General features: G+C 61.4%; 15 protein-coding genes. 9 read left to right on the plus strand and 6 right to left on the minus strand.

Going from position 1 to position 14726, the window contains the following annotated elements; all coding sequences use genetic code 11:
* Nucleotides 1-82: 82 nt before the first annotated feature.
* Together ACFWAD_RS05400 and ACFWAD_RS05405 are read left to right on the plus strand one after the other, a co-directional pair.
* Complete coding sequence (locus ACFWAD_RS05400; RefSeq protein WP_378530847.1) at nt 83-1222, plus strand: serine hydrolase domain-containing protein; 1140 nt, start codon at nt 83-85, stop codon at nt 1220-1222.
* A 147-nt stretch (nt 1223-1369) separates the two neighbouring features.
* A complete protein-coding gene (locus ACFWAD_RS05405; RefSeq protein ID WP_378541967.1) occupies nt 1370-2464 on the plus strand; it encodes a GGDEF domain-containing protein in 1095 nt (364 codons plus the stop codon).
* 23 nt (nt 2465-2487) lie between these two features.
* Here ACFWAD_RS05405 and ACFWAD_RS05410 read toward each other — a convergent pair whose 3' ends face one another.
* Nucleotides 2488-2700, minus strand: a complete 213-nt coding sequence (locus tag ACFWAD_RS05410; RefSeq protein ID WP_378541969.1) for a DNA-binding protein — start codon at nt 2698-2700, stop codon at nt 2488-2490.
* 32 nt (nt 2701-2732) lie between these two features.
* The gene (locus ACFWAD_RS05415; protein ID WP_378530853.1) at nt 2733-4163 is read right to left on the minus strand and encodes an MFS transporter; all 1431 of its coding nucleotides are present in this window, start codon (nt 4161-4163) and stop codon (nt 2733-2735) included.
* A 63-nt stretch (nt 4164-4226) separates the two neighbouring features.
* Between ACFWAD_RS05415 and soxR the strand changes: the two genes are divergently transcribed.
* Nucleotides 4227-4667, plus strand: coding sequence for a redox-sensitive transcriptional activator SoxR (soxR, locus tag ACFWAD_RS05420; RefSeq protein WP_378541971.1), 441 nt, complete (start codon nt 4227-4229; stop codon nt 4665-4667).
* 12 nt (nt 4668-4679) lie between these two features.
* Here the strand turns inward: soxR and ACFWAD_RS05425 are convergent, their stop codons facing one another.
* The 3 genes from ACFWAD_RS05425 to ACFWAD_RS05435 form a co-directional block, all read right to left on the minus strand.
* A complete protein-coding gene (locus ACFWAD_RS05425; RefSeq protein ID WP_378541973.1) occupies nt 4680-5486 on the minus strand; it encodes an ABC transporter ATP-binding protein in 807 nt (268 codons plus the stop codon).
* A gap of 15 nt (nt 5487-5501) precedes the next feature.
* Entirely contained in the window at nt 5502-6206 is a 705-nt protein-coding gene (locus tag ACFWAD_RS05430; protein WP_003943086.1) for a FadR/GntR family transcriptional regulator, read from the minus strand.
* Nucleotides 6207-6308: 102 nt separating this feature from the next.
* The gene (locus ACFWAD_RS05435) at nt 6309-6869 is read right to left on the minus strand and encodes a QsdR family transcriptional regulator (protein WP_378447440.1); all 561 of its coding nucleotides are present in this window, start codon (nt 6867-6869) and stop codon (nt 6309-6311) included.
* 158 nt (nt 6870-7027) lie between these two features.
* On the opposite strand from ACFWAD_RS05435, the gene ACFWAD_RS05440 reads away from it, so the two are divergent.
* The 6 genes from ACFWAD_RS05440 to ACFWAD_RS05465 all read left to right on the plus strand — a co-directional run bounded on the left by ACFWAD_RS05440 (nt 7028) and on the right by ACFWAD_RS05465 (nt 13059).
* Nucleotides 7028-7999 (plus strand): phosphotriesterase, encoded by a 972-nt coding sequence (locus ACFWAD_RS05440; protein ID WP_378541975.1) that lies wholly within the window; start codon nt 7028-7030, stop codon nt 7997-7999.
* A 3-nt stretch (nt 8000-8002) separates the two neighbouring features.
* On the plus strand, nt 8003-9658 hold the full coding sequence (locus ACFWAD_RS05445) for an AMP-binding protein (RefSeq protein WP_378541977.1): 1656 nt from the start codon (nt 8003-8005) through the stop codon (nt 9656-9658).
* Nucleotides 9659-9909: 251 nt separating this feature from the next.
* A complete protein-coding gene (locus tag ACFWAD_RS05450; protein ID WP_378530863.1) occupies nt 9910-11301 on the plus strand; it encodes an MFS transporter in 1392 nt (463 codons plus the stop codon).
* 68 nt (nt 11302-11369) lie between these two features.
* Nucleotides 11370-12044 (plus strand): TetR/AcrR family transcriptional regulator, encoded by a 675-nt coding sequence (locus tag ACFWAD_RS05455; RefSeq protein WP_378541979.1) that lies wholly within the window; start codon nt 11370-11372, stop codon nt 12042-12044.
* Nucleotides 12045-12082: 38 nt separating this feature from the next.
* On the plus strand, nt 12083-12715 hold the full coding sequence (locus ACFWAD_RS05460) for an HAD family hydrolase (protein ID WP_378541981.1): 633 nt from the start codon (nt 12083-12085) through the stop codon (nt 12713-12715).
* 56 nt (nt 12716-12771) lie between these two features.
* Nucleotides 12772-13059: a putative quinol monooxygenase gene (locus tag ACFWAD_RS05465; protein ID WP_378541983.1), complete on the plus strand. Its 288-nt coding sequence runs from the start codon at nt 12772-12774 to the stop codon at nt 13057-13059.
* Nucleotides 13060-13134: 75 nt separating this feature from the next.
* Here ACFWAD_RS05465 and ACFWAD_RS05470 read toward each other — a convergent pair whose 3' ends face one another.
* Nucleotides 13135-14637, minus strand: coding sequence for a class I adenylate-forming enzyme family protein (locus ACFWAD_RS05470; protein WP_378541985.1), 1503 nt, complete (start codon nt 14635-14637; stop codon nt 13135-13137).
* Between the last annotated feature and the right edge of the window lie 89 nt (nt 14638-14726).

Consider the following 14726-nt stretch of genomic DNA (forward strand, 5'->3'; position numbering starts at 1 on the left):
ATTGACACCACAGGCAAATTGGACACATACTCAAGATAGTTGAAGTTGACGTCAAGTTTCATCATTCCTGTGGAGGCTGTCAGTGGCGAACATCGAAGGCGTATGTGACCAGCGATTCTCTGGTTTGAAGGAGGCACTGGCACGCAATCTCGATACCGGCGAGGATGTCGGGGCAGCGATAGCACTGACGATCGACGGCGAATCCGTCGTCGACATGTGGGGCGGTTGGGTCGACGTCGAGCACACTGCTCCTTGGGGCCGCGACACCGTCACCAACGTCTGGTCCTGCAGCAAGACCGTGACCGCATTGGCCGCGCTCATGCTCGTCGACCGCGGCTTGCTGGATCTCGATGCCCCGGTCGCGCAGTACTGGCCCGAGTTCGCCGCAGCAGGCAAGGATCGTATTCAGGTGCGGCAACTGCTCTCGCACACCTCGGGTGTGTCGGGGTGGGATCAACCCTTCACCTTGGAGAACATCTGCGACGACGAGTACGCCACCGCCCGGTTGGCGACCCAGGCCCCCTGGTGGGAGCCGGGTACGGCATCCGGATATCACGCCCTCAACTACGGTCACCTGATCGGTGAGGTCGTCAGGCGCATCGACGGACGAACCCTCGGCCGCTTCATCGACGAGGAAATTGCCGGTCCGCTCGATGCTGATTTCCGCCTGGGCTTGCCGAAGTCCGAGTACGGGCGAGTCTCGAATGTCATTGCACCACCGCCGTTGCCGATCGACATCGCGGCACTCGGGATGGACAGCATCATGGTGAAGACCTTCACCGCACCGCCGGCCGACGCTACAGGTTCGTGGACCGACGGGTGGCGCGCCGCCGAGATCGGCGCGGCCAACGGTCATTCGAATGCGAGGGCGCTCGCACGCATCCAGTCGGTGATCGCGTGCGGTGGCAAGGTCGGTGACGTCCGTCTGCTGTCGGAGGAGACCATCGACAAGATCTTCGAGGAGCAGTCGTACGGGGTCGACCTCGTCCTCGGTGTGCCGGTTCGCTTCGGCGTCGGATTCGGCTTGCCGACACCCGAGTCTGTCCCGTTCATTCCGGAGGGGCGAATTTGTTTCTGGGGTGGTTGGGGAGGCTCGCAGATCATCATCGACACCGACAAGCGCATGACGTTTTCGTACGTGATGAACAAGATGGGGCCGGGTCTGCTCGGTTCGGAGCGATCGGCGCAGTACGTATCGGCCGCCTACGACGCGCTGACCTGATCGGCCATTCCCGAATCCGGCAGAACGGTTTGTTTGTCCATCGCTGACTATGCTGCCGGATATGCCAGTGTGCTCCGGGGGGAAATCAGCATGTCCGCTACGTCGAAGTGTGCCCGAAAGTTCCAGACCTGCGCCGGTTGAACTGTGATGAACGGTCTCGTCGAAGTTGTCATGCGCTGGTGGCGGTTGCCGGACCAGTTTCACAGTTTCAGTCGCTACCTCGAGGACCGTGGGTTCTTGACTTCCTGCCGGGCACTGGTCGGCGGAACCGCGTTCTGGATGGGCTTGGTATTGCTGTCGGCGCGCTTCAGCGGCGTCGGTCCGCAAGGTACGTTCTGGCGAGCAGTAAATCTGGCTGTCATTGCGATGTGCGTCGGTGCGGCCCTGATTTGGTGGTTGTTTCCGCCGACGCCCTTGTGGTCGTACACCTTTGTCGTGGGGTCCGACGTGGCGATTGCGGCAGCATCGGCAACCGACTCGGAACCGCTGGGGCGGCTCATCGCGTGTGTCGTTTTTGCGTCGATCGGTGGCTACATTGCGTTCTTCCACAACCCGAAACTGCAAGTCGGTCACCTGATCTTCGCCTCGATCGTCACGGTGCTTTCCGGGTGGACCCTGCTGTTCGGCCCAACAGCCGACGTCGGGTTGGGACTGGCGAAGATCTCGGTTGTGCTGGCTACGATCATCGTGATTCCCGTTGTGTCACAAATTGTTCTGGCGGTCCTGGGTTCGGACGCCACTACCTCCGACATCGACCCGTTGACAGGACTGCTCAACCGTCGCGGACTGGCGCGTCGGGTGAACGACTTGATGGGCGCCCCGGTCACCGAAGCGGACGCACTGCTTGTAGTGGTGATCGACCTCGACCGCTTCAAGACGATCAACGACGTTCACGGCCATGACGTAGGAGACAGCACGATCATGCGAACTGCACTGCGCATCCGTTTGTGGACAACCCAGTCCGCCTTGACAGCTCGTATGGGCGGTGACGAGTTCGTCGTGGTGGAGCGGGTACCGGTCAGCATGATTTCCAGGCTGGAAGGACAGATCCGCTCGGCGATGGACGGGGCGGCCGATGATCCGCCGACGAGTGCCAGCGTCGGAATGGCGGTCCGCACCGCGCCACGGAATTTGGACGAGTCGGTCGACGAAGCCTTCGCCGAACTGTTCCGCGTTGCAGATTCGGCAATGTACGAAGCGAAGCGGGAAGGTGGCAACCAGGTTCGCGCGAGCCTGGTCTGATGTGAGAGTTCAGTCGGCGAAGCTCAGTCGGTGAAACTCAGACCACGTTCGGCGAGTGCTTCGCGCAGAATCCTCAGGGCCTTGGGCCCCATCCCGTGCAAGGCGCCGAGTTCTTTCTCGGACACGGACGTCAGTTGTGCGAGGTGGGTGTAACCCGCTCCGATCAGCGCGCGCTGTGCCGGAGCGCCCGTCTTCGGGAAGTCGGTTTCCACTGTGTCCGGATCCGGTTCTGTCACTGGCCAACTCCTCCGTGTGGGTTTTCCACAGTTTAGCGAGCGTCGTGAACGATTTCGGGTCTGTCGACTTTGTCGAGCGTTCGCGGAAGTGCGCGAACTGCCACGGCAATGCCGATGATCGCGACAGCGGCGAAGGTGAAGAGGAGCAATTGTGCAGAACGCAGCGTCGACGGTTCGCCGATGTTCACCAGCACTCCGGCCAGAGCTGCGCCGAAAGCGTTGGCGATCAACTGCACGGTGTTGATGGCAGCCGAGGCCCGAGCACCTTCCCCGGGATCGGCGACCGAGGTCATCGCACCGACTGCGAGATGAGGCCAGGCGATGCCGATTCCGACGCCGGCGACCAGCAGTCCGATCACCCACGCGACCATCGCACCCGCGCCGGCGTGCTCGGTGAGAAATGCTGCCATGATGCCCAACCCGATCGCGACGAGGATAGGGCCGCTGACAACGATTCGTCGCACGATACGAGGGGTGGTGGCCGAGGCGCTCGGGATTTCGCCGAGAGTCCAGCCCAGAGCGAGTGCGGCGCCGAGGAATCCCGCGGCGAGCGGTGCCAGTCCGGCAAGTCGTTGACCGAAGAGTGGAATGAACGTCTCGACGGTCGACGCGACAGCGAGGACGACGATGGTCAGGTACACCCATTTGAGAGACGACGCTTTGAACGTCGACGGTGGCAGTACGCCCTGGCCCGAGCGGCGATCTGCGGCGACAAAAGCGATCAGTAGCAGCACAGCGGCGAGGACCATCCCGGCGGTCACTGCGAGGTTGGACAGAATTCCGGCGACGCTGACCAACAATGCTGCCGCGGTCAGCAGCGCCAGTGAGAGGACCGGTACCGGGCTACTGGCGGTGCTGCCCGGTTCATGCGCTGGTAGGGCGCCGGGAACGAGAGCGGCAACTGCAATCGTCGCGACGACCAGAACGCCGAAAGCCCATCGCCAAGCACCGAATTGAGCAAAGACACCGCCGATCGCGGGCCCGGCGAAGGTGCCGACTCCCCACATCGCCGAAACCAGCGCAGCCCCGCGCGTCCACAGATGTTTGGGAAGCGCGGAATTGATGACGGCGTAACCGAGACCGGCCAGCAGGCCACCTCCCGACCCCTGGATTGTGCGGCCGACCAACAGCAATTCCATGGTCGGGCTGACCGCACATACGACGGTGCCGAGCGCGAAGATCGCGAGGCCGATCAGGTAGGCCCCGCGCGGTCCCCTGGCTGCGAGGACGTTGGTGACCAGCATCGAGGAGATGACGGAAGCGATGAGAAAGACCGTTGCGGTCCAGGCGTAGTACTGCTGACCACCGATGTCGTCGATGGCAGTCGGAAGCAGGCTGGTCGTCAGGTAGACGTTGGTCGCATACAGTGCGACTCCGCCTGCGAGGACGGTAGCGGTGCCGAGGTATCGACCGCTCAGGAGCTGTCGCCAGGTTCCGGCGGGAGCATCGGTAGGGGAGTGCATGTTGTCGAAGGTAGAATCTCAAGTGCGCTTCAGGTCAATGTTGCGCAGCCATTGGGAGGCAAAATGATCCGCAAGAGTGACGAACTTCTCTCGATCGGTGAGGTCTCGGCGCGAACCGGCGTCGCCGTGTCGGCGGTGCGCTACTACGAAACACTCGGTTTGGTTCCTGCGGAGCGGACGGCGGGAAACATGAGGAAGTTTCCGCGTCACTCGATCCGGCGGGTGTCGTTGATCCAGTTGGCAGTCAGGTTCGGGATACCTTTGGCCGAAGTTGCCGAGGTCTTCGAGTCGTTGCCGCAGGGGCGAACTCCGACGAAGAAGGACTGGCGCAAGATTTCGACCGAGTGGAATCAGCGCCTCGAGGATCGCAAGCAGGCCATCGCGCGAATGCAGGACGAACTGACGGGCTGCATCGGCTGCGGGTGTCTGTCACTCAAGACGTGCAACCTGCTCAACCCTGGAGACGAACTGGGCCGGGAGGGTCCCGGCGCCAGACGTCTCTGAAACTTCTGCCGGTCAGACCCTTTCGCGTGGCCGGGACTGCGCATTCCACCGACCACCGCGACGCTCGATCTCGATGGGGTGCGAGAAGCACTCGCTGATGTTCTGGGTGGTGATCACTTTGTCGGTGAGCCCGCCGGCGGTCACGACGCCGTCCTTGATCAGGAGAGCGTGCGTCGTGGTGCTCGGAATCTCTTCGATGTGATGCGTCACGAGGATGCTGGCAAGTGACGGGTTCTGATTGCGGAGGTCGTCGAGTGCCGTCAAGAGTTGTTCGCGTGCAGCCAGATCCAGCCCGGTCGCCGGCTCGTCGAGCAGTAGCAGGCGTGGTTCGACCATGAGTGCTCGGGCGATCAGGGCTCGTCCCCGTTCACCTTGGGACAGGTTGGGCCACAGTGCGTCCGAACGCGGGCGCATGCCGAGGAGATCGATCAGCGCGTCGGCATGAGCTTCTTGCTCCGGAGTCGGTGACCACCGCGGCATCACCTCGGTGGTGTTGGTGAGACCGGTGATCACGACGTTGCGGACCGTGATCGGAACCCCGATCGTGTGACGAGGGTTCACGTGCCCGATGTCCATTCGCAATTCCCGCATGTCGACGCGGCCCAACTTGTGGCCGAGGACGTAAACGGAACCGCGAGTCGGGTGGGCGGTTGCTCCGAGCAGGCTCAGAAGCGTGCTCTTGCCCGCGCCGTTCGCGCCGAGGAGGACCCAGTGTTGTCCGGGTTCGATCGAAATGTTGATGTCTTTCAACAAGTATCGGCCGTCGCGGACGAGATCCACGTGTTCGGTCGACAGTACTGTGCCGGTGGGGTGTTGCACGAGAACTAACCTCTCTCAGGCGTCGAGCACACGTAGGCGTCGTAGGACGGTGTCGATGTTCGCTCGGGTTGCCGCTACCGCGGCTTCGGGGTCGGCATCTTGAAGGGCCTCGACCAATTGATCATGGGCATGTGAGGTGTCGGGGACGCCGGCCTCGTGGGCCATCATCTCGACGAGGGATTCACGAAGGAGTGGACGCACCGACGTGAACAGTGAGAGCAGGACCGCATTTCCGGAGAGGCGGACAACTTCCGTGTGAAAGTCGAGGTCGACGTCGACGAACTTCTCGACATCACCTTCGAAATGGCTGTGTCGCATGGTCAGTCGTCGCCTCAGGCCGTCGAGGTCCTCGGGTTGTACCCGCTCCGCAGCCAGCCTGGCGGCCTCGATTTCGAGTGCGCGACGCACTTCGAAGACCTCCAAGATGCGGGACCGTCGAAGAAGTTTGGTGAATTCGTCGACGTGCTCGAGTTCGGACGCGGCCGCCACGAAGGTACCGACGCCGTGCCGAACCTCGAGAAGTCCGTCGCGAGCGAGGAGACGGATGGCCTCGCGAATCGAGGAGCGTCCGACGCCGAGTTCGACGGCGAGGGCCGCCTCGCTCGGTATGCGCTCGGACGGCGCCCACGTTCCATGCATGATTCGCCCGCGCAGCAACTGTTCGAGTTGCGGTACCAGCGGACCACTGCGAAGTGTGAATCCTGTGTGGTCGTCGGACACGGCTTGCCTCTCGGGTGGGTACCGAAAGAGTAGCAACTCATCAGACGTCTGAGGACTCGGGTCGGCGGGTGTGTCGCAGCAGCGATCACTCGGTCGGTCCCGTCAGATGCGGGTGACGCCGAGGAGTAGCGCGATCAGGTCGAGAGCCGTCTCGATTTCGGCCTTTTCTCGTCCGAGTAGGGGTGCATAGAGGTGCACGTCGCAGATACGAACGAGGGCTTCGCCCAGCACTTGTGGCGAAAGTGTGATGGTCAACTGGCCCGCGTCGACCTGGGACTGCAGTATCTCGGCGGTGATGGAGGCGGAGATCGACTCGATCGAACCGGGCATCATCGCGAGCTTGATGAACACCATGGGTTCACGTTTGGTCAGCGCGCGCAGTTCGGTCGATGATTCCACCGAGCGCATGACGCGGCCGAAGACGTCGAGGATGTACTCCGGACCTTGCCCCGACGCCTGTGACATCGCTTTGCGGTATGTCCGTTCGGTCGCTTCGGCCAGCACTGTTCCGAGCAGTTCGTCGCGGTTGCCGACCCAGCGGTAGAGCGTCGCGCGGCCTACCCCGAGACGGTCGGCGAGCAGTGACATGTCGAGTGGTTCCTCCGCGAGGTACATGCTCGCGGCGGTGTCGATCGCGCGTCGGCGTTCGAGGTCGGTAGGCATCGGGACATTCTCTCCGGTTGTCCGGTACTGCACAATTTCGGCGGTCGAACAGAGGTGGGTTTCGGGTGGATCGAGCCTATTGACGAACCAGGCGACGTGAGACACACTAGCTCATTGTCTCATGTTAGTGATGGCGATCACAGTCAGGGGTTCGATCGATGAGTTCAGTACAAACCGTTCGTGGGCCGGTGGACACAGCCGATCTGGGAAAGGTGTTGATGCACGAGCATGTCTTCGTTCTGGGTGAGGAGATGCGTCAGAACTATCCCGACTACCCGGAGCCTTGGGACGAGGAGGCTCGAGTAGCCGATGCAGTGACCAAGCTGTCCGAGCTGAAGTCACGAGGGATCAGCACGATCGTCGATCCCACGGTCATCGGACTCGGGCGCTACATTCCGCGTATCGCCCGGATCAACGAGCAGGTCGACCTCAACATCATCGTCGCGACCGGCGTCTACACGTACAACGACATTCCGTTCCAATTCCATTACACCGGACCCGGATTGCTGTTCGACGTTCGCGAGCCGATGGTCGATCTGTTCGTGAAGGACATCAAGGACGGCATCGCCGGCACCGATATCCGCGCGTCGTTCCTCAAGTGCGCCATCGAAGAACCTGGTCTGACTCCCGGCGTCGAGCGGGTGATGCGAGCGGTCGGTCAGGCACAGGTCGAAACCGGGGTGCCGATCACGGTTCACACGAACCCGCATACGGAATCGGGCCTCGTTGCGCAGAAGGTTCTGGCCGAGGAAGGTGCGGATCTGAGCAAGGTAGTCATCGGGCATTCGGGTGATTCGACCGACCTCGACTACCTGTGCGCTCTCGCCGATGCCGGCTCGCTACTCGGGATGGACCGCTTCGGTCTCGATGTTCTGCTCCCGTTCGAGGAGCGGGTGAACACGGTCGTGGAACTGGCTCGTCGTGGCTATGCCGAGAAAATGGTTCTGGCGCATGATGCCTCGTGCTTCATCGACTGGTTCTCCAGTGAAGCAAAGGCGGCCGCGGTACCGAACTGGAACTTCACCCACATCAGCGATCAGGTCATCCCCACGCTGCTCGAACGAGGCGTCACCGAGGATCAGATCAACATCATGCTGGTCGACAACCCGCGTCGGTACTTCGAGAGCTGAGCTATGACCAACGTGTACGAGAGCAAGCCCTGGCTCGCCAACTACGACGCTGACACTCCGCCGAACGTAGACATCAAGCGCGTCAACGCCCTCGAGATGTTTCGTGCAGCGCTGGAACGCGATCGCAACGCCCCGATCATCCGATACTTCGACAGGTCTGTCAGCTTTGCCGAACTCGACGAGATGTCGGACGCACTTGCAGTAGCCCTCGCTGAGGACGGAATCGGGTTCGCAGACAGAGTTTCCTTTGTCCTGCAGAATGTTCCGCAGTTCGTGATCGCCACGGTCGCGGTGTGGAAACTCGGCGCCGTCGTCGTTCCGGTCAATCCGATGTACCGGGACCGTGAACTGTCCACCGTTCTCATCGACAGCGGCGCGGTAGCGGTCATCTGCCTGGAGTCTTCGGCCCAGACGGTTGCGACTGCGTCTGCGGGCACCGAAGTACGACGGGTCATCACTACGTCCGAACTGGATTTTCAGTCGCGCGACGACGAGCGGATCTTCAGTTCGGCATCCAGGATTCGCCACGAGGGATTTCCGGACCTACTGGAATTGATCGAGGCTCATCGAGGACAGACGCCCGGGCGGGTCGAGCTCGGCCCGGAAGACCTCGCCTACCTTCCCTATACGTCGGGAACAACCGGCCCGCCGAAAGGTTCGATGAACACGCACGCGAATGTCGTGTTCGCGGCACAGATCTATCGGGACTGGTTGGGACTGCGGCCAGGCGGCGCGATGTTCGCGGTGGCGCCACTGTTCCATATCACCGGATTGATCGGGCACGTCGCGGCTCCACTCCTGGCCGGCGCGCCCACGATTCTGACCTGCCGATTCCATCCCATCGTTGCAGCGGAATCGATTTCGGAGCATCGGGCCACCGCAATCATCGGTGCAATCACCGTGTTCATCGCGTGGACGGACAGCGCCGCAGTCTCGAAGGAATCGCTGAGCACTCTCGAGTCGGTGTACTCGGGTGGCGCGCCGATTCCGCACGCGGCGTTGGAAGCGTTCCGGTCGAAGTTCGGTCACTACATTCACAACGGTTACGGGCTGACCGAGACGAACAGCCCGGCAATCGTGGTACCGAATTCTCGTGAAGCGCCGGTGGATACGGCGTCGGGAGCGGTCGCCGTCGGTGTGCCGGTATCGAATACGTACGCGGAGGTCGTGGACGAAAACGACAAGCCGGTACAGATCGGTGAGTACGGCGAGATCGTGGTCTCCGGTCCACAGGTCGCACTCGGGTACTGGAACAAGCCGGAGGAAACCGCACATGCCATGCCGGGCGGGCGTTTTCACACCGGAGACATCGGATTCATGGACGGCGACGGCTGGTTCTACATCGTCGACCGGATGAAGGATCAGATCAATGCCTCGGGTTTCAAAGTATGGCCGCGCGAAGTGGAAGATGTTCTCTACGAACACCCTGCCGTGCGGGAAGCTGCCGTCGTCGGTGTCATGGATCCGTATCGCGGCGAAACTGTGAAGGCCTTCGTGTCCTTCAAAGACGGGTCCGAGGCGACCACCGAGGATCTGGTCGAATTCTGCAAGGAAAGGCTTGCAGCATACAAGTATCCGCGCATCGTCGAGATCATGAATGACCTACCGAAAACGGTCAGCGGCAAGATTCTTCGTCGCGAGCTGAGGGTTCCGAACTAGATCTACCTGACAAACGAATTGCCGGCCGCCGTCAAGGTGAGTCGGCCATTCGTCGTGTTGGCTGTCGGAAATCAATAGGGGATTAAGTCCCCTATGCGGCAATGTATTTCAGTGATTGACATCACTCTTTTTGTATCGCAGACTGATCGCAACGCCACAGAGTTGAAGTTGGTGTCAGTTTCTACTTCTGGCTCCGATTCGACTTCTCAACTCCCGGCGCGACGAGCGTCCGACCCATCGAGGAGTAACCCATGACGAGATCGGCAGTGGATTCGAGCACGCAGGCAGGGGGCCTGTCCGATCAGGACCGAAAGAAGAAGCGAGCGCACCGCAAACTTCTAGGTGCGGGACTGCTCGGCAGTTCCATCGAGTGGTACGACTTCTTCTTGTACGGAACGGCTGCAGCACTGGTCTTTCCGCATGTGTTCTTTCCCGATTCATCCGCGCTGATGGGCACACTGCTCTCGTTCAGTACGTTCTGGGCCGGGTTCGTAGCTCGTCCCATCGGCGGGTTGGTCGCTGGGCATTACGGTGACAAGTACGGACGCAAGCCCGCAGTGGTCACCTGCTTGCTGCTGATGGCTGTCGCGACATTCTTGATCGGCGCGATTCCGAGTGCGTCGGCGATCGGCGTCGTCGCTCCGATCCTTCTTGTGACGTTGCGATTCATTCAGGGACTTGCCTGCGGTGGACAGTGGGGTGGAATCGTCCTTCTTCTCACCGAATCCGCGAGTCCCAAGAAGCGTGGTTTCTCAGGCACTTTCGGTCAGATGGGCGTCTCCTTCGGTGTTGTCCTGGGCAACCTGGTCTTCCTCGTCGCGACCGCGACCATTTCCAACGACGCGTTCCTGAGTTGGGGTTGGCGGGTTCCGTTCTTCGCCAGCGCGCTGCTCTTCCCCGTTGTTCTGTACATCCAGACGAAGGTCGAGGACACGCCGGAATTCCTCGAGCTGCAGGAAGACGCCAAGAAGAATCAAAAGGACGTCGTCGTTCAGGCTCCGTTGGCCCAGGCACTCAAGGATCACTGGCGCAAGATCCTGCTCGGCTGCGGACTGCTCGCTGCCACCAATGCGCTGTTCTACATCAGCATCGCCGGCGTGCTCAGCTACGGCACAACCGAACTGGGGTTGAAGCGGAACTCGCTGCTCATCATCTCGCTCCTGAGTGCGTTGCTGACCGTCGGAGTGGTGCTGTGGTCCGGGAAGATGTCCGACAAGATCGGGCGTCGTCCGATGATCTTGATCGGCGCTGCGGCGATCGTGGTGTGGGCGTTCCCGTACTTCTGGTTGATCAACACCAAATCCCTGCCGCTGTTCTTCATCGCAGTCACGGTCGGCAGCGTGTTCCAGTCGATGACCTACGGGCCGATCGCGGCCTACATGGGTGAGCTGTTCGCGCCCAACGTGCGTTACTCGGCCGCATCGTTGGCGTACCAGTTGGCTGCGATCACGGTCAGCGGCGGCACTCCGTTCATCATGACAGCACTTATCGCGAAGACCGGAACCACGACGTGGGTTGCCGTGTTCGTAGCACTCATGGGCTTGGTGACCTTCTTCAGTGCCTGGGTGCTGAAAGAGACCAACCCGAAGGAAGTTCGGGACGATCCGAACGCAATTCCCGGCGCGCACCTCTACGTCAAGTAACTCTTTCGGTTTTGAGCAGACGCCCGTTACCGGTCACCGGTAGCGGGCGTCTGACGTATAACTGGAGCATGGCTGCAGCGCGCACAGGCTCCGAAGATGCTTCGTCGACAGTGTCACGGGAACTCCCCTCCACTCAGCGTGGTTTGCGTACGCGTCGAGCGTTGATCGATGCGGCTCGCACCGTTTTCGAACGGTCCGGCTATCTGGACTCGCGGCTGATCGATATCACGGTGGAAGCGCAGTGCTCGGCCGGCACCTTCTACACCTACTTCGCAAGCAAGGAAGAGATTTTTGCGGCAGTGATGGAGCTTGCGCGCGAAGACATGATGCATCCGGGCATGCCGCACACTCCGAAAGGCGCGGATCCCGCTGAGGTCATCGCGGCGAGTAATCGCGCATACCTCGAGGCGTATCGACGGAACGCGAAGCTGATGGGACTGCTCGAGCAGGTCGCGAGCATCGATCCGGAGTTCCGGGTTCTCCGCCTCGAGCGTGCTGACGCGTTTGTTCGACGCAACGCGCGCAGTATCGAGAAGCTGCAGAAAGGCGGTCTGGCGGACGCCAATCTGGATCCGCTACTGACGTCTCGGGCACTCTCCGGGATGATCAGTCGACTTGCGTTCGGGTACTTCGTATCCCGCGGCGGCGAGGACGGCGCCGCCGGAGTGACCTTCGACGGTCTGCTCGATACGGTCAATCGGTTGTGGATCAACACTTTACAATTCTCGCTACACCAAAATTGATATTGACGCCGGGTTCATGTTTGGTGTCTGATGGAGGAATGACACCCACGCGTACGGCAGTGCTCGTCGATTTCGGTGGAGTTCTCACCTCCAGTGTTCTGCAGGCCTTCGCGGACTTCGGAGCTTCGCTTGGTGGTGACCCGCAACTTCCGTTGACCCTGCTCTCTCGTGACGACGTCTCGAAGAGGCTGCTCGCCGATCATGAATCCGGAAAGATCGACCAGGAAGCATTCGAGGCCGGATTCGGGGAACGTCTACGTGCGCACGGCGCCGTCGTCGACAGCGTGGGGTTGGTCGACCGGATGCAGGCCGGGCTGATTCGAGATGAGGAGATGGTGCGTCTGCTCGCAGACGTGCGGGAGGCGGGCCACCCTGTTGCGCTCGTGTCCAACGCTTTCGGGCGTGATTGTTATGCGGGATTTGTCCTCGAAGACCTGGCCGACGAAGTGGTGATTTCTTCGGAAGTCGGGATTCGCAAGCCCTCTCGTCAGATCTACAGCATCGCGTGCGAGCGCCTGGGTGTCGCCCCCGAAGATGCCGTGATGATCGACGATCTGCAACAGAACCTCGACGGAGCGGCCCGGTTGGGGATTGCGGGCATTCTCCACACCGACGCGGAAAGAACTCGCAGGCAATTGGAATCGACGTTCGGACTACTGCCCACGCAGTGAAACTGTAGGTTGCTCGGTAATACTCGAATACTGCTGGAACACTTTTGGAGGAATGAATGATTGCTGTCATCGCGGATATCACCGTCAAGGACGGAAGCGGCGAGCAGTTCGAAGCCGTGGTCGCCGAACTCGCCGAAAAGGTGCGCACGGATGAGCCCGGAACGGTTCTGTATCAACTGATCCGCTCGAAGACGGACACGAACTCCTACAAGTTCATGGAGCTGTATCAGGACGGCGCTGCCATCAAGGCGCACGGAACGTCCGAGCATTTCCAGGCTGCCGGAAAGGCGATGGCACCCTTCCTGGCTGGTGCCCCGCAGATCGAGTACTTCGACGCTCTCTGAGCGCATGGACAGGGCTCTCTGAGCGCATGGACAGGTGAGCCCCGGCGAAATCTCGCCGGGGCTCACCTGTGTTTTTCAGTTCTGCTTCTGGGCGAGGAGTTCGGACCGGTCGATCGATCGCTTGAGGATCTTTCCCGTGGAACCCTTGGGGAGTGCGTCGATGAACTGGACGACCCTGGGAATCTTGTAGGCGGACAGACGTTCCCGAGCCCAAGAGGTGACGGAATCGGCTTCGAGGTCGGAGCCTGGGCGCACGGCCACCACTGCCGCAACCTCCTCGCCGTAGTAGTCGTCAGGGATGCCGATCACCGCGGCTTCGATGATGTCGGGATGCTGGTAGAGCACCTCTTCGACCTCGCCCGGATAGACGTTGTATCCACCACGGATGATGAGGTCCTTGACGCGGTCGACGATGCGAAGGTCACCGTCGGTATCGGTCTCACCGAGGTCTCCGGTGCGGAACCATCCGTCGGCGGACAGAACGGCGGCAGTGTCGTCGGGACGCTTCCAGTATCCCTTCATGACTGTCGGTCCCTTGATGAACACCTCGCCCACTGTGCCTGCCTCGCAGACATTTCCGTCGTGATCACGGACCTCGACCTCGGTGCGCGGAACGGCGCGGCCGGTGTAACCGATCTTTGCAATGCGGTCGATACTGTTGAAAGTTCCGAACGCGCTCGTCTCGGTCAGGCCGTAGCCCTCGAGGATCGTGCAGTTGAAACGTGCTTCGAAGGCGCGTGCCACTTCACCGGGAAGTGATGCGCCGCCGGAGATCGCGATCCGCAGTTGTTCGAAGTCGGAGCTGTCCACGTCCGCGGCGGCGTGCAGCATGGCATTCCACATGGTGGGGACGCCGGCCATGATGGTGAGCTTGTCTCGACGCACCAGATCGAGCATGGCGGCGGGATCGAACCGGGCGAGCAGGGACAGTGATCCGCCGCCGGTGAAGGTTGCCATCATGACCGAACCCTGGCCGAAGATGTGGAAGAGTGGCAGTCCGGTTCCGGTGCGGTCCGCGGGGTTTCCGTGGCTGCTCTCGGCGCCGATCTCACCGGCGGACAACAAATTCCCGACTGTCAGCTGAGCGCCCTTCGGGCGTCCGGTGGTGCCGGAGGTGTAGAGAATGGCCGTGGTGTCTGCTGCGTCGCGGTCGACCACGGTTGCCGGTGCATGGTCGGCCTTCGCCGATTCTTCGGTGAGCGTCCACACCGGGACGCCGCGCGCACTTCCTGCGTCCTGGACTGCGGGGCCGAGCTGATGCCAGGCGACGGCCAGGGAAATCTCCGCGTCGTCCAGAACGTACTCGACTTCGGGTTGCGCCGACATCGTGTTGATCGGTACCACGACGCAACCCGCGGCCTGAATCCCCATGTACGCCACGATGAATTCCGGCACCGACGGCGCCGCAAGCAGAACCCGGTCGCCGACGCTCAACCCTTCGTCGCGAATGCGGCCGGCGAACGCCAGAGACGCGTCGTGGAGCTGTCGGTAAGTCCAGTGATTGTCCGTGCCGCGAATCGCAATATTGTCCGGAGTGGCTTCCGCGTGACGGGTCACCGGGTCGAGAACGCTAACCATGGTTCTGCCTTTCGGGAGGAATCGACCGATTGTGTGTCCTGGGTCTCACCAGAGCGTACACTTGAATCCGGCGTCAACATCGAGTCTGG

It is taken from the genome of Rhodococcus sp. NPDC059969, assembly GCF_042738325.1.
Taxonomy (GTDB): domain Bacteria; phylum Actinomycetota; class Actinomycetes; order Mycobacteriales; family Mycobacteriaceae; genus Rhodococcus_F.

What these genes read in the sequence shown, in the direction of transcription:
- ACFWAD_RS05405 (WP_378541967.1), top strand. Translation starts at nt 1,370, where the DNA reads ATGAACGGTCTCGTCGAAGTTGTCATGCGCTGGTGGCGGTTGCCGGAC.
- ACFWAD_RS05450 (WP_378530863.1), top strand. Translation starts at nt 9,910, where the DNA reads ATGACGAGATCGGCAGTGGATTCGAGCACGCAGGCAGGGGGCCTGTCC.
- ACFWAD_RS05415 (WP_378530853.1), bottom strand. Translation starts at nt 4,163, where the DNA reads ATGCACTCCCCTACCGATGCTCCCGCCGGAACCTGGCGACAGCTCCTG.
- ACFWAD_RS05465 (WP_378541983.1), top strand. Translation starts at nt 12,772, where the DNA reads ATGATTGCTGTCATCGCGGATATCACCGTCAAGGACGGAAGCGGCGAG.
- ACFWAD_RS05440 (WP_378541975.1), top strand. Translation starts at nt 7,028, where the DNA reads ATGAGTTCAGTACAAACCGTTCGTGGGCCGGTGGACACAGCCGATCTG.
- ACFWAD_RS05470 (WP_378541985.1), bottom strand. Translation starts at nt 14,637, where the DNA reads ATGGTTAGCGTTCTCGACCCGGTGACCCGTCACGCGGAAGCCACTCCG.
- ACFWAD_RS05460 (WP_378541981.1), top strand. Translation starts at nt 12,083, where the DNA reads ATGACACCCACGCGTACGGCAGTGCTCGTCGATTTCGGTGGAGTTCTC.
- ACFWAD_RS05435 (WP_378447440.1), bottom strand. Translation starts at nt 6,869, where the DNA reads ATGCCTACCGACCTCGAACGCCGACGCGCGATCGACACCGCCGCGAGC.
- ACFWAD_RS05455 (WP_378541979.1), top strand. Translation starts at nt 11,370, where the DNA reads ATGGCTGCAGCGCGCACAGGCTCCGAAGATGCTTCGTCGACAGTGTCA.
- ACFWAD_RS05445 (WP_378541977.1), top strand. Translation starts at nt 8,003, where the DNA reads ATGACCAACGTGTACGAGAGCAAGCCCTGGCTCGCCAACTACGACGCT.
- soxR (WP_378541971.1), top strand. Translation starts at nt 4,227, where the DNA reads ATGATCCGCAAGAGTGACGAACTTCTCTCGATCGGTGAGGTCTCGGCG.